The organism is Streptomyces sp. NBC_01016 (assembly GCF_026341035.1).
In the GTDB taxonomy this organism is placed as follows: Bacteria; Actinomycetota; Actinomycetes; order Streptomycetales; family Streptomycetaceae; genus Streptomyces.
Genome location: NZ_JAPEOQ010000002.1, coordinates 3,522,024 through 3,535,217, shown reverse-complemented (window position 1 = coordinate 3,535,217; position 13,194 = coordinate 3,522,024). Strand labels below are relative to the sequence as shown.

The 13,194-nt window shown below is 71.4% G+C and carries 16 protein-coding genes; 6 read left to right on the top strand and 10 right to left on the bottom strand.

What is annotated here, in order from left to right; all coding sequences use genetic code 11:
* Positions 1 to 44 precede the first annotated feature (44 nt).
* The 5 genes from OG746_RS42805 (at position 45) to OG746_RS42785 (ending at position 3,632) form a co-directional block, all read left to right on the top strand.
* Positions 45 to 560: a hypothetical protein gene (locus OG746_RS42805; protein ID WP_266724622.1), complete on the top strand. Its 516-nt coding sequence runs from the start codon at positions 45 to 47 to the stop codon at positions 558 to 560.
* Positions 557 to 886, top strand: a complete 330-nt coding sequence (locus OG746_RS42800) for a transcriptional regulator (RefSeq protein WP_266724620.1) — start codon at positions 557 to 559, stop codon at positions 884 to 886. The genes OG746_RS42805 and OG746_RS42800 overlap by 4 nt, the downstream gene beginning before the upstream one ends.
* On the top strand, positions 883 to 1,815 hold the full coding sequence (locus tag OG746_RS42795) for an ABC transporter ATP-binding protein (RefSeq protein WP_266724618.1): 933 nt from the start codon (positions 883 to 885) through the stop codon (positions 1,813 to 1,815). Before OG746_RS42800 ends, OG746_RS42795 begins: the two co-directional genes overlap by 4 nt.
* Positions 1,812 to 2,666: an ABC transporter permease gene (locus OG746_RS42790; RefSeq protein ID WP_266724616.1), complete on the top strand. Its 855-nt coding sequence runs from the start codon at positions 1,812 to 1,814 to the stop codon at positions 2,664 to 2,666. The genes OG746_RS42795 and OG746_RS42790 overlap by 4 nt, the downstream gene beginning before the upstream one ends.
* Before the next feature lie 135 nt (positions 2,667 to 2,801).
* Entirely contained in the window at positions 2,802 to 3,632 is an 831-nt protein-coding gene (locus OG746_RS42785; RefSeq protein WP_266724614.1) for a class I SAM-dependent methyltransferase, read from the top strand.
* Positions 3,633 to 3,717: 85 nt separating this feature from the next.
* On the opposite strand, the gene OG746_RS42780 is transcribed toward OG746_RS42785, so the two are convergent.
* The 3 genes from OG746_RS42780 to OG746_RS42770 form a co-directional block, all read right to left on the bottom strand.
* A complete protein-coding gene (locus OG746_RS42780; RefSeq protein WP_266724612.1) occupies positions 3,718 to 4,533 on the bottom strand; it encodes an SAM-dependent methyltransferase in 816 nt (271 codons plus the stop codon).
* Positions 4,534 to 4,652: 119 nt separating this feature from the next.
* Positions 4,653 to 5,219: a DinB family protein gene (locus tag OG746_RS42775; protein ID WP_266724610.1), complete on the bottom strand. Its 567-nt coding sequence runs from the start codon at positions 5,217 to 5,219 to the stop codon at positions 4,653 to 4,655.
* 90 nt (positions 5,220 to 5,309) lie between these two features.
* Positions 5,310 to 6,188: an NADP-dependent oxidoreductase gene (locus tag OG746_RS42770; RefSeq protein ID WP_266724609.1), complete on the bottom strand. Its 879-nt coding sequence runs from the start codon at positions 6,186 to 6,188 to the stop codon at positions 5,310 to 5,312.
* Positions 6,189 to 6,338: 150 nt separating this feature from the next.
* Here OG746_RS42770 and OG746_RS42765 point away from each other — a divergent pair, with 150 nt between their 5' ends.
* Entirely contained in the window at positions 6,339 to 6,731 is a 393-nt protein-coding gene (locus OG746_RS42765) for a MerR family transcriptional regulator (RefSeq protein ID WP_266724608.1), read from the top strand.
* Positions 6,732 to 6,734: 3 nt separating this feature from the next.
* Here the strand turns inward: OG746_RS42765 and ssuE are convergent, their stop codons facing one another.
* The 7 genes from ssuE to OG746_RS42730 form a co-directional block, all read right to left on the bottom strand.
* On the bottom strand, positions 6,735 to 7,292 hold the full coding sequence (ssuE, locus tag OG746_RS42760; RefSeq protein WP_266724607.1) for an NADPH-dependent FMN reductase: 558 nt from the start codon (positions 7,290 to 7,292) through the stop codon (positions 6,735 to 6,737).
* Between the two features lie 68 nt (positions 7,293 to 7,360).
* Positions 7,361 to 8,137 carry an alpha/beta hydrolase gene (locus OG746_RS42755; RefSeq protein ID WP_266724605.1) on the bottom strand — a complete coding sequence of 259 codons (777 nt, stop codon included), beginning with the start codon at positions 8,135 to 8,137 and terminating at the stop codon, positions 7,361 to 7,363.
* A complete protein-coding gene (locus OG746_RS42750; protein ID WP_266724603.1) occupies positions 8,134 to 9,483 on the bottom strand; it encodes an LLM class flavin-dependent oxidoreductase in 1,350 nt (449 codons plus the stop codon). Before OG746_RS42750 ends, OG746_RS42755 begins: the two co-directional genes overlap by 4 nt.
* A gap of 36 nt (positions 9,484 to 9,519) precedes the next feature.
* Positions 9,520 to 10,392 carry an ABC transporter ATP-binding protein gene (locus OG746_RS42745; protein ID WP_266724601.1) on the bottom strand — a complete coding sequence of 291 codons (873 nt, stop codon included), beginning with the start codon at positions 10,390 to 10,392 and terminating at the stop codon, positions 9,520 to 9,522.
* Positions 10,389 to 11,279, bottom strand: coding sequence for an ABC transporter ATP-binding protein (locus OG746_RS42740; protein WP_266724599.1), 891 nt, complete (start codon positions 11,277 to 11,279; stop codon positions 10,389 to 10,391). Before OG746_RS42740 ends, OG746_RS42745 begins: the two co-directional genes overlap by 4 nt.
* Positions 11,276 to 12,157 carry an ABC transporter permease gene (locus OG746_RS42735; RefSeq protein WP_266724597.1) on the bottom strand — a complete coding sequence of 294 codons (882 nt, stop codon included), beginning with the start codon at positions 12,155 to 12,157 and terminating at the stop codon, positions 11,276 to 11,278. Before OG746_RS42735 ends, OG746_RS42740 begins: the two co-directional genes overlap by 4 nt.
* Positions 12,158 to 12,163: 6 nt before the next feature.
* Positions 12,164 to 13,153 carry an ABC transporter permease gene (locus tag OG746_RS42730; protein ID WP_266725758.1) on the bottom strand — a complete coding sequence of 330 codons (990 nt, stop codon included), beginning with the start codon at positions 13,151 to 13,153 and terminating at the stop codon, positions 12,164 to 12,166.
* Positions 13,154 to 13,194: the final 41 nt, after the last annotated feature.

The window sequence follows — 13,194 nt, the reverse complement described above, 5'->3', positions numbered from 1 at the left end:
TTCCTCCCGGGAAAGTAAAACGGGGAACGGGGAGGGCGAGACGCGTGAGCACGCCGGTGGATGCCGAACAGGCATGGAGGGATCTGCAGCGCATTCGTGTGCCGCAGGAGCGGGTGTACGACGAGGTGGAGCGGTCCGCGGCGGCCGGTACGGGCAGCCCCTGGGCCACGGCCGCGATCATGTGGCTGTTCCTGGCCGGCCTGGGTCTTGAGCTGCCGGGGTGGGGCGTGGGCCTGGTCATGGCCGTGTACGTCGCGCTGCTGGGCGGTCTTGCCGTGCTCCATCAGCGGCGCAGCCGGGTGCGGTTGCACCACACGCGGTGCACATCACGGATGTTCGCCACCTTCGTGGCGGGCGGGGTGGTGACCGGCGCGACGGTGCTGCTCTCCGGCCATCTGGTCGGTTCGCTGAAGCCGCTGCACGGCAGCTTGATCCAGGCCACGGTCTCGGCGGCGGTGTTCGTGCTGTTCGTGGGGCCGATGAGCCGCTGGGCGGCCAAGTCGGCTCGGCGCCACGAGGCGCGCGCGACGGACGCGGCAGGCACGGGGGCGGGCCGATGAGCGTTCCCGCAGGTTTCGACGAGCTGATCCATCCCGCCACCCGGCTCTCGGTGGTCTCGCTGCTCGCCGCCACGGAGTGGGCGGAGTTCTCCTTCGTCCGCGACAGCCTCTCGCTCAGCGACTCCGCGCTCTCCAAGCAGCTGCACACCCTTGAGGAGGCGGAGTATCTGGAGCTCCGCAAGGAGGGCGGTGGCCGAGGCCGCCGCACCAGGGTGCGGCTGACGGACCGTGGGCGCACCGCCTTCGAAGGGCATGTCTCGGCGCTCCGGGCGATCGTCGAGGGCGCCGGTTCCGCGGTCCCCGCAGCCTCGGGGGCAAAGCGATGACGGCACGGCACAACACATCCGAAGGACCCGTCGTCCACGCCCGCGACATCACGATGACGTACGGCGCCATCGACGTCCTGCACGGCGTGGACCTGGACATCCACCGCGGCGAGGTCTTCGCGCTGCTCGGCCCCAACGGGGCCGGGAAGACGACCACCGTCGAGATCCTGGAGGGCTTCCGGCGCCGTTCCGCGGGGGACGTGAGCGTGCTCGGTACGGATCCGGAGCGGGGCGACGACGCGTGGCGGGCGCGGATCGGCCTGGTCCTGCAGTCCTGGCGGGATCACGGCCGCTGGCGGGTCGGCGAGCTGCTGGGGCACTTCGCCACGTACTACCCCGACCCGCGCGACCCGGCCGAGCTGCTGGGCCTGGTGGGCCTCACCGACCAGGCAAACCGGCAGGTGGCCCGGCTCTCCGGCGGACAGCGTCGACGCCTCGACGTGGCGCTCGGCATCGTCGGGCGTCCCCATCTGCTCTTCCTGGACGAGCCGACGACCGGTTTCGACCCGGAGGCGCGGTACGAGTTCCACGCCCTGGTCGAGCGCCTGGCCCGGGACGAGGGTGTCACCATCCTGCTCACGACCCACGACCTGGTGGAGGCCGAGCGGCTCGCGGACCGGATCGCCATGCTGGTCGGCGGCCGGATCCGGGCCTGCGGCACACCCGCGGAGCTGGCCCGGCGAGCCGCTGCCCGCGCCGAGGTCCGCTGGACGTCCGAGGACGGGACGCCCCGCCGCGAGCGCACCGCGGACCCCTCGCAGCTCGTATGGGAGCTGCACCGGAACGCCCCCGGCCCGATCGCCGACCTGGAGGTCCGGCGGCCGACGCTCGAGGACACGTATCTGCACATGGTGAACCTGGCGGCCGACGGCGCGGACCTGGGCGCGGAGCCGGACGAGGACGAGGACGAGGAGGCACGCGCCGCATGAGGACGACACCCATGACGAACAGCTGGCGTGCCGGGATCCAGCGCGGCGGCATCGAGCTGCGGCACCTCGTGCGCAACGGCAAGGAGATGTCCGGCCACGTGACGAACGTCGTCGTCGCGCTGGTCATCGCCGCGTACATCAGCAGCGACGTACCGGGCACCGAGACACCCATGTCCCACTTGGTGGTGGCGGGTTTCGCCGCGTACCTCCTCTTCCAGGTCGGCCTTGTCACGCTCCCGCAGATCCTCGTGACGGAGCGGGAGGAGGGCGCTCTGCTGCGGCTGCGTGCCACGCCCGGCGGGATTCCGGCGTACCTGGTCGCCAAGTCCTTGCTGATCGTTGTCGTTTCGGTCGCCACCCTGGCCCTGCTCCTGGCGGCCGCCGCACTGGTGGCCGACGGGCCACTGCCGCAGGGGCCGGGCGGCTGGCTGACGCTGGCGTGGGTCACGACGCTCGGGCTGCTTGCCGTCGTGCCGCTCGGCGCCGCGATCGGCGCGGTGCTGCCCAACCCGCGTGAGGCGCTGGCCCTGATCATGCTGCCGGTGATGGGACTCCTCGTCACCTCCGGGGCGGTGTTCCCGATCACCGTGCTGCCCGTCCCCTTGCAGCAGGTGGCCTCGCTCTTCCCCCTCAAGTGGATGGCGCAGGGCCTGCGTTCGGCGCTGCTGCCGGATGCGGCACGGGCCGCCGAGCCGGCCGGTTCCTGGGAACTGCCCATGGTCGCCCTGGTCCTGACCGCCTGGGCCGCCCTCGGCTTCCTCCTCGCGATCCCCCTGCTGCGTCGCGCCGCCCGCCGCGAATCCGGCTCCCGCCTGACGGAGCGGCACCGCAAGGCGGCGCTCCAGGGGTAGCGCCCCGGGTGGGACCGGCCCTCGGGCGCGGTCGGCCTGTATGCGGGAATACGATGATGTCCCGTCGCGACCGCGCCGGAGGGCTTCGCGCTGCGTCTCGATCGTGTCGAAGCCGCATTGCGTGGAAGGTGGGCCATGGAGACCGGACAGCCGAGCAGGACCGCGATGGCGGTCGCGCGGGCCAGGGCGCAGCATCAACTCGCCGACGAGCCGCGGGTGTTCACCGACCCGTTCGCCGTCCGCGTCGTGGGCGAAGCGGCCCTGGGCGAGGGCGGGTTCGACCGGGGGCTCGACCCGGACCTGGTGCGTCGGCGGCGGCTGTGGATCGCCGCCCGCAGCCGCTTCGCCGACGACACGGTGACCGAGGCGGTCGCCTCAGGGTGCCGGCAGGTGGTGGTCCTCGGCGCGGGGCTCGACACATCGGCCCTCCGCAACACCCACCCCGACGTGAGTTTCTTCGAGGTCGACCATCCCGACACGCAGCGCTGGAAGCAGCACCGACTGGCCGATGCCGGGATCGCGGTGCCGCCGACGCTCACGTTCGTCCCGGTCGACTTCGAGTCCACCACGCTCGCCGAGGGGCTTGCGGGCGTGGACTTCGACCGGACGCACGCGACGGCCTTCCTCATGCTCGGCGTCGCGATGTATCTGACGCTCCCCTCCCTCACCGCCACCTGGCGCTTCATTACCGAGCAGGGCAGTGGTTCGGTCCTGGTGATGGACTATCTGCATCCGGCGGCGGGCGCGGCGGCCGCGGCCCTGGACGAACGGGCCAAGCGCGTCGCGGCCGCCGGTGAGCCGTGGCTGTCGTCGTTCACGGCGGACGAGTTGCGCGGTGAACTGAGCGGGACCGGCTTCTCCACGGTCGAGGACCGCTCCGCCGCGGAGGTCCTGGGCCGCTACTTGGGCAGGACCGTCACGGACTCACTGGGGTCCGGTCATCTGGTGCGTGCCGCGGTCGCATGAGGGCCCGGCGCTCATGAGGGCCCGGCGCTTCTGAGGGCCCGGCGCTTCTGAGGGCCCGGTGTCGAGGAAGACACCACGCCGGTTCCTAGTTCTTCCGCCCGACCCCACCGAACATCGCGACCTCCGCGAGCTCCTCCGGGTCGCTCGTCCGCGGACGCCAGCGTGTGCAGGAGACGACGCCCGGTTCCAGCAGCTCCAGCCCGTCGAAGAACCGGGCGATCCGCTCCGGCGTGCGCTGGTTCAGCTTGGGGGTGCCGTTCTCGTTCCAGAACGCGACCGCCGCGTCCACGTCGGGCATGGCGGGACTGGTGATGGTGTGCGAGAGCACGAGGTGGCTGCCCGAGGGCAGTGCGTCGAGGAGGCGCCGCACGAATCCGTACGGGTCCTCGTCGTCGCCGACGAAAATGATCACGCCAAGGAGCATCAGACCCACAGGACGGGTCAGATCGAGGGTCTTGGCGGCCCGTTCCAGGATCTGGTCGACATCGCGCAGGTCGGCGTCGAGGTAGTCCGTGCGCCCCTCCGGCGTGCTGGTCAGCAGGGCCTGGGCGTGGCGCAGGACGATCGGGTCGTTGTCGACGTAGACGACCCGGGTTTCCGGGGCGATGCGCTGGGCGACCTCGTGGGTGTTGTCGACGGTGGGCAGTCCGGTGCCGATGTCGAGGAACTGGCGTATCCCCACGTCCTCGGTCAGGTACCGCACGGCCCGCCCCAGGAACGCGCGGTCCGCGCGGGCGTAGTCGGCGATCCCCGGGTGCAGCGTGCGGATCTGCTCGCCCGCGGCCTCGTCGACGGGGTAGAAGTCCTTGCCGCCCAGCCAGTAGTTCCAGATACGGGCGGTGTGCGGCCTGCTGGTGTCGATACGGGTACGCAGGTTGTCGGGCTGCGCGGTGTCGGTCACGAGATGCGTCTCCCAGCGTGTATGCGATCAGGCACGGGGCCTCACCCTAATTCGCCGACCATGGAGACGACGAGCACGGGGCGAAACAACTCTCCTGTACCGACACCCAGTTGCCTGCTTTACTGCCCCACCCTCCCGTCGACACACTCCCGCAGCAGATCGGCATGTCCGCAGTGTCGGGCGTACTCCTCCACCCTGTGCACCATCAGCTCGCGGACGGCGATCCGTTCCCTGCCGACCTTCGCGCCCAGGTCCGAGTGCTCGGCCAAGGCCGCGTCGGTCACGGCCTGTTCGCGTTCCAAGTCCGCGAACGCCGCGTCCACCACGGCCCGGTCGGCGGTGGCGCCTTCGAAGTCCGTGTCCTTCTTGCCGTACAGCTTGGGCAGTGGGTCGCCCTCGGTGATCCAGTTGTGCCAGTCGCGTTCCACTTCGGCGAGGTGGCGGACCAGGCCGAGCAGCGACATCGTCGACGGTGGGACGGAACGCCGGGCGAGCTGTTCCGGGGTCAGGCCCGCGCACTTCATCCGCAGGGTCAGGCGATAGTTCGTCAGGAAGTCCAGCAGCGTGGGGAGTTCGCCTTCTGGGCTACTGTCGTTCTCGCGTGGGTCGTCGTCCGGGTCCGCCCACATGTCCGGGTAGACAGTTGCCTCGGTCCAGCGCGCGGGTTCGTCGGTCATGGGCTGCATGGTGGTCGGTGGCGGCCCATGACCGCCACCGATATTGCGACCCGAGGCTGCCCGGGGGTACCTGCGGCCGCCCCCGGGCCCGCCCAGCGTTCAGAACGTGACCAGGATCTTCCCCAGGACTCCGCCCGCCTCGAAGCGTTCGTGGGCAGCCCGGATGTCCGCCAGCGGGTAGCGGGCGGCGATACGCAGACGGAGTTCCTCGCTGTCGACCAGCTTGGCGATCCACGCGAGGTCGGCCGCGCTCTCCTGCACGTAGCTCTTGCGCGCTCCCGGTACGTCGGGCAGCGGCTCGTCGGAGATCGATACGTAGCGGCCCCCGGCGGCGAGGGCGGCGGACGCGTCGAGTCCCGCGGTGTCGAGGACGACCGGGTAGTGGGCTTGGGGCAGATCGGCCGCGCGGTGCCAGACGTGTTCGGCGCCCAACTCCACCACTGACGACTCGTGTTCGGGGCGGGACACCAGGCCGTCGACGTGGGCGCCCATCGTGCGTGCCAGTTGGACGGCCAGGCCGCCGACCGCCCCGGCGGCTCCAACGACCAGGATCCGCTCCCCTGCCGCCAGTTCGGCGTTGCGCAGGGCCTGCAGCGCGGTCACTCCGGCCAACGGCAGCGCCGCCGCGTCCGCCAGAGGGACACCGGTCGGCGCGGCGGTCACCAGGTGTCCCGGGAGGGTGACCAGGTCGGCCCATGTGCCCCGGCCCGTGGCGATCTGGGCGGACATCGCGAACACCTCGTCGCCCACTTGGTACGAAGGGTCGTTGCTGGCGACCACGCGGCCGGAGATGTCCCAGCCGAGCGTGGCCGGCAGCGGCGGGCCGACCTCCCAGGCGCGGGTCTTCCAGTCGACCGGGTTCAGACTGGTGGCGGTCGTGCGAATGAGGACCTCGTCGGCAGCGAGGTCGGGCTCGGCGATGTCGTCGATGGTCAGGACGTCGGGGCCGCCGTGGCGGTCGATCCGGATGGCGCGCATGGTGTGAAAACCCTTCCAGGGGTGCGGGGTTGGACCACGTGGCCGAGGAGGCTGCCGTCCGGCGGCCTCCCCCGCTCACACCCGGAACGGTAAAGTCTCACATCAATGTGAGAGTCAAGGTGACAGTCAAGTCGTGTCGAGGAGGATCACGTGCGGATCGGTGAGCTGTCCCGCAGGACGGGCGTCCACGAGCGGCTGCTGCGCTACTACGAGGAGCAGCAGCTGCTGCATCCCGTGCGCCGCCCCAGCGGCTACCGCGAATACGGCGAGGCCGACGTGCACACCGTGCGCCGCATCCGCAGCCTGCTCGCCGCCGGCCTGAACACCGCCACCATCGCCACGATCCTGCCGTGCCTGCGCGACGAGGACGAGCGTCTTGTGCCGACCTGCCCCGACCTCGTCGGCGACCTGCTGAAGGAGCGGGATCGCATCTCCCGGGCCATCGACGACCTGCGGTCCTCCCGTTCCGCGCTCGACGACGTCATCGCCGCCGCCCCGGCCGACGTCGCCGAGCGCGCACGAGGTGCCCTCACCACGGGCTGAGCGTCATCCCGCCTGCGCCAGTGCCACCGTCCGCCCACCGAGCGCCGCGGAGAACCGGTCCGTGACCTCGGCGAGCGCCTCGGCGGACGGCTCGGCGACGACCAGTTCCCCACCCTCGCCGACCGTGACATCACGGTCGAGGGTGAACCAGCCCGGCAGGATGTGGTGCGGCCCCATCGAGTTCAGGACGGGGCGCAGGGCGTAGTCGAGGGCCAGGACGTGGGCCGTGGTGCCGCCCGTCGCCAGGGGCAGCACGGTCTTTCCGGCCAGGGCGTACTGCGGGAGCAGGTCGAGGAGCGACTTCAACAGGCCCGAGTAGGCGGCCTTGTAGACGGGCGTGCCGATGACGATGCCGTCCGCCCGCTCGAACCGCGCGATGGCCTCCACGATGGCCGGGTGCCCGAACTCCGCGCCCAGCAGCGCGTCGGCCGGCAGGGTGCGTACCTGCAACGAGGTCACCTCGTGTCCCTGGTCTCGCAGCCGTTCGTCGAGATGTTCCAGGAGTCGCGCGGTGCGGGACGTGGCGGAGGGGCTGCCGGACACGGAGAGGATGGTGGCCATGGTGGGGCCTTTCGTGAGAGGTGAGGGCGGGAGGGCGGGCGACTACGGGCGCCGCAGGGCCGTGCGAGTCACCACGCGCTCGACACGACCGTGACCGCGGGCGTCAGGCCTTCGCGCAGCGCTTCGAGGAACGTCACGACCTCCGCGGCCACCGAGCGGTGCTGCTTGTCGTTGAGTACGTCGTGGTGGGCGCCGTGCACCACGGCGAGCCGGGCCGAGACCGACTTCTCCACCGTGAGCGCGAGGGCGTCGCGGTCCGCCAGCGGGTCGGCGTCACCGACGAGGAACAGCTGCGGGAGGTCCGCCGCACTGTCGTGGGCCAGCTCCAGGACCGGATCCGGCACGGGTGTGTTCAGCTCTCCACGGCGTACGAGGGTGTCGTCCGTGAGCACGCCACGGTGTGTCGGGCAGGAGGTGCGGACGTCGAGTTCCTCGTCCCACTCCTCGGTGGTGGCGGCCGCCCTGCCCGGCAGTCCCGCGAGGACCACGGCGTCCGCGTGCAGCCGGCGGGCTCGGGCCGGGTCCGCGACGAGGGCGGCGACCGCCGCGGCGCCGCTGTCGGAGCCCACCAGGACCAGCGGGGCGGCCGGGGCGCCGCCGGATTCGGACGCCGTGCCGTCGGCCGCTTCGGCGAGCCGCCCGACCAGAGCGTCGAGGGAGGCGTCGAGGTCGTCGCCGCTCAGGTCCGGGGTGTCCACGACCCGTACGCGGTAGGCGTCCGCGGCGAGCCGCCTGCCGAACCGCTCGTACACGGCACGGCTCTCGCCGCGTCCGGGCACCACGATGACGGTGCCGCGGGTGAGCAGGCCCGCGGGGGCGAGGTGGTCGGTGTACTGGCTGGTCATCGCTGGGCTCCCAGGGAGGCGGTTTCGGTGGTGTGCCGGTTGGCCGGGATCGGCAGGCCGAGGTTGCCGCGCAGGGTGTCGGCCTCGTACGCGGTGCGGAACAGGTCGCGCTTCTGGAGGATCGGTACGACGCCGTCGACGAAGAGCTCGAGTTCCTCCTCGGTGCGGAAGGCGAGGTTGATGCCGTCGAAGGTGCCCGCGTCGAACCACTCCTCGATCCGGTCGGCGACCGTCTCCGGCGCGCCGACGAACGGCGAGCGCCGGAACTCGGCCAGGGACTGGGCGACTTGACGCAGGGTGAGGTTCTCGGTCCGGGCCCGTTCGATGATCTTCGCGGCCCCCGTCCTGCCGCCCTTCTCGGCGAGGTGGGCGACGTCGGGGAAGGGCGCGTCGAGGTCGTGGACGCTGAAGTCGTACGCGCCGAAGGAGCGGCCGAGCAGGCCGAGGTGGCGGTCGAAGTCGTTGTCCTCCTCGAAGATCTCGCGCTCGCGGCGGCGGGCGGCCTCGTCGGTGGCGGCGACGACCGGTCCGCCGTGGATGAAGATCTTGATGTGTTCGGGGTCGCGGCCGTGGGCGGCGGTGCGGCGCTTGATGTCGGTGTAGTACTCCTGGGCCTGCTGGAGGGAGCCGCCGGGTGCGTAGATGCCCTCGGCGACGCGGGCGGCCAGGTCGCGGCCCTCCTCGGAGACACCGGCCTGGAAGATCACCGGCTGGCCCTGCGGGGAGCGCGACAGGTTGAGCGGGCCCGCGACCCTGAAGTGCTCGCCCACGTGGTTCAGTTCGTGCAGCTTGGCCGGGTCGAGGAACACGTTCCGCTCGACGTCGGCAGGGAACGCGTCGTCCTCGTACGAGTCCCACAGGCCGCGGGCGACCTCGACGAACTCCAGGGCCCTGCCGTAGCGGGTGGCGTAGTCGAGGTGCTCCTCGAACCCGTAGTTGCGCGAGGTGCCGGTGTCGAAGCTGGTGACGACGTTCCAGCCGGCCCGGCCACCGCTGATGTGGTCGAGGGAGGCGAAGCGGCGGGCCAGGTTGTACGGCGAGTTGTACGTCGAGCTGGCCGTGCCCACGAGACCGACGTGCCGGGTGTGCGTGGCCACGGCGGAGAGCAGGGTGAGGGGTTCGAGCCGGTTGAGGTAGTGGGAGGGATAGGTGGCGTTGATGAACTGGCTGTCGACGACGAACAGGGCGTCGAACAGGGCGTGTTCGGCGGCCTGCGCCTGGCGTATGTAGTAGTTGATGTCGATGCTGGCGTTGTTCGCGACGCGCGGGTCCTTCCACAGGCCGTGCTGGCCGGGGCCGCCGACGCCGTAGGGATGCAGCGCGAGGTGGATCTTCTTGCGGGGCATGGGTGTGCCTCTCTGTGGGAGCGGGCGGCGGGTGGCTCAGGCGGGCAGCAGGGCGCGCAGCGCCTCGCGTTCGGCCCGGGTGGCCGGGGCGCCGTGCAGGGTGGGTGCGGAGCCGAGCAGGAGGCGCGTGTAGGGGTGTTGCGGCTCGTTGACGACGGCGCCCGTCGATCCGGTCTCGACGAGTTCGCCGCGGTACAGGACGGCGACACGGTCGGCGACGCCTGCGACGGAGCCGAGGTCGTGGGAGATGAAGACCAGGGCCGTGCCGTCCGCTCGCAGTTCCTTGAGGATCTCCAGGATCTGGACGCGGTTGGCGGAGTCGAGGGCGCTGACGGGTTCGTCGAGGATGACGAGTCGGGGGCGTGTCACCAACGCCCTTGCCACGGCGACGCGTTGACGCTGTCCACCGGACAGCTCGCCGGGCAGTCGACCCAGCAACTCCTCGCTCAGCCGCACCCGTTCGAGGTACTCGCGGATCCGCTCGGCCGCCTCCGCGCGCGGCACGCCACCGACGCGCAGTGGCTCGCTCAGGGACTCCTCGATGGTCAGGTCCGGGTCGAGGCTGCGCAGCGGGTCCTGGAAGACGTACTGGATCACGCCCCGGCGGCGCAGTCCGCGCCATTGGCGGCGACTGTGGCCGGTGACGTCCGCTCCCCCGACGGTGATCGTGCCGGATGTGGCGGGCACGAGGCCGAGGACGGCGCGGGCGAGCGTGGACTTTCCCGATCCTGTCTCGCCTATCAGACCGAGCGTCTCGCCGGGCGCCACGCTGAGCGAAACCCCGTGCAGGGCTTGGCGGCGGCGCCTGCGGGGGCCGTAGTGGACGTCGAGCGAGGCGACGTCGAGGACCGAACCCGCCGCATTGTCGAGGCCCGAACCTGCCGACTCCGTACGGTCGTTGTCGCTCATGCGTCCCCCTTGACGGAAGCGGCCGACGTCGCCGTGCGGAACCTTTCGAGGCCGTACAGCTCGTGTTCGGCGATGAGCAGCCGGGTGTACTCGTGCCGCGGGGCGTGCAGCACCTCGCTCGTAGGGCCCTGCTCTACGACGGCGCCCTCCCTCATGACCAGTACCTCGTCGCAGAGTTGGGCCACCACGGCGAGGTCGTGGGAGACGACCACGAGGGCGAGGCCCGCGCGGTTGCGCAGGTCCGCCAGGAGGTCGAGGATCTCCGCCTGGACCGTGACGTCCAGTGCCGTCGTGGCCTCGTCGGCGATGAGGATGCGGGGCTCGGCGGCGATCGCGGTGGCGATCAGGACGCGTTGCAGCATGCCGCCGGAGAGTTCGTGGGGGTACTGGCCGTAGCTGAGTTCCGGGTCACGCAGGTGCACGGTCCGGAGCAGCTCGATGGCCTTCGCCCGTGCCTCGCGCCGGTTCAGGCCCTTCTTCACGCGGAGCACCTCGGCGAGTTGTGCGCCGACGCGGATCGAGGGGTTGAGGTAGGAGGCCGGGTCCTGGAAGACGGCGGCGATGGTGGTGCCGCGCAGCCGGGTCCACTGCTTCGCGGTCAGGGTGGCGGTGTCGGTGCCGTCGAGCTCGACGTGGCCGCCGGTGATCTCGAAGTGCGGCGGCAGGATGCCGAGCGCCGCGCGGCAGGTGAGGGTCTTTCCGCTGCCGGACTCGCCGACGATGCCGACCGTCGTGCCGGGCCTGAGCTCGAAGCCGACGCCGTGGACGATCTCCCGGTCGCTGGCCGTGTCGGCGATGCGCACGTCCCGCAGGGACAGCACGGGCGCGGCCCGGATGCCGTCGTCGTGGTCCTGTTCGCGGGCGAGGTCGGTGGGCGCTGTGGTCATGTCGTACCTCCGGCGGGGGCGGTCTCGTCGAGGCGGTTCCGGCCGGCGCCGGTGGGGGCCCGGCCGCTCGTGGCCGTTCCGGACACGTCGCGGATCGCGTCGGCGAGCAGGTTCGCGGCCCACACCGTCGCCATGATCAGGAGGGCGGGCGGGAGCGGGGCCCAGGGCTGCTGGCCGAGGTAGCCGAGGTCGGAGGCGAGCAGCCCGCCCCAGGTGGGTTCGGGCGGCTGGACGCCGATGCCGAGGAACGTCAGGCTCGACACGATCACGAAGCCGGTGCCGATGGTCTGCGCGAGGGCGACCGCGAGCGGCGGCAGCACCTTCGCCCAGACATGACGTCGCACGATCCAGCCGATCGAGGCCCCGGAGATCAACGCGGCCTCTACGTAAGGGGATCGGGCCACGGCCAGCGTGGCGGCGCGGGACACCCGGTAGAACAGCGGGGACACCAGCGCGCCGGTCACGAGCATCGCCTGGGTGATGCCGTTGCCGAGCAGCGCGATCACCGCGACGGCGAACAGCAGGAACGGCAGCGCGACGAGCGTGTCGGCGAGGCGCAGCGTCAGCCACTCGAAGACCCTGCCGAGGTACACCGACAGGATGCCCGGGATAGCCCCCACGACCAGTGCGGTCAGGGCGACTTCGAGCGAGCCGAGGACGCTGACACGGGACCCGTCGAGGAGCCGGCTGAGCACGTCGCGGCCGAGGTAGTCGGTGCCCAGCCAGTGCTCCCCGGAGGCGGCGGCGAGGGTGTCACCGCTCGTCGCCAGGGGGCTCTGCGGGGCGAGCAGCGGTCCGAGGAGAGCGAGCAGGGCGACGACGGCGAGGATGACGACGGCGATGCGGCCCGTGGTGAGGGCGAGGATGCGGCGCATCATGGTGGCTCACACCCCCCTCTGCGCGGCCGGCGTCACGCGCGCCAGGACCAGGTTGACGATCAGGTTGAAGCCGACGACGAGGACGATCGACACCACGAGCACTCCCTGGACGGCGGGTACGTCGCCGGCCTGCGCGGCGTCGTTGGCGAACCGGCCGAAGCCCTGCAGGCCGAAGATCCATTCGGTGACGACGGAGGCACCCACGAGGGCGGGGAACTTGAGGCCGAGGGTGGCGAGCGTCGGGCCGAGGGCGTTGCGCAGGACGTGTCCGAGGAAAATCCGTCGGGGGCTGAGGCCCCGGACGACGGCCCCGGTGACGTAGTTCTCGCGGGAGGCGGCGATCAGGCTCGTGCGCAGTTGGCGGGCCACGTCGGCGACGACGTCGCAGCTGAGCGCGAGGGCGGGCAGCAGGATGTGCAGCGACCACGGTCCGAGCCCCTGCGCCAGTGGCACGTATCCGGCGGACGGGAACCAGCCGAGGCCGACGGCGAACACGGTGACCAGGACGATGCCGACGACGAACGCCGGCATCACGGAGATCACGGTGACGAAGCCGGTGACCGCCCGGTCGATCCAGGTGGTCCGGCGCAGCGCGGCCACGGTGCCGAGGACGAAGCCCAGGACCACGCCGATGACGAGCGCGGCGCCCGCCACGGACAGGCTCACGCCGAGGCCGGTCCCGATGAGGGTGGAGATGTCGGAGCCGTTCGTCCAGCTGGTGCCCAACTGCCCGTGCAGGACGCCGTTGAACCAGTCGCCGTACTGGGCGAGGAAGGGCCGGTCGAGGCCCCACTGGGACTCGACGCGGGCGATGGCCTCCGGGGTCGCCTTCTCGCCCAACTGGATGCGGGCCGGGCTGAGTCCGCTCATCGAGCGCAGCGCGAACGTCACGAACGTCGCCACCACGAAGACCGGGATGAAGATCGCCACGGAGCGTCCGACGGTCGCCAGGACGCGCCCCAGTACATGCGCGGTCCTGTTCCGCGTGTCAGGCATGAAGCTCACGGTGTCGGGCACGCCGCTCACGGTGTCTGGCA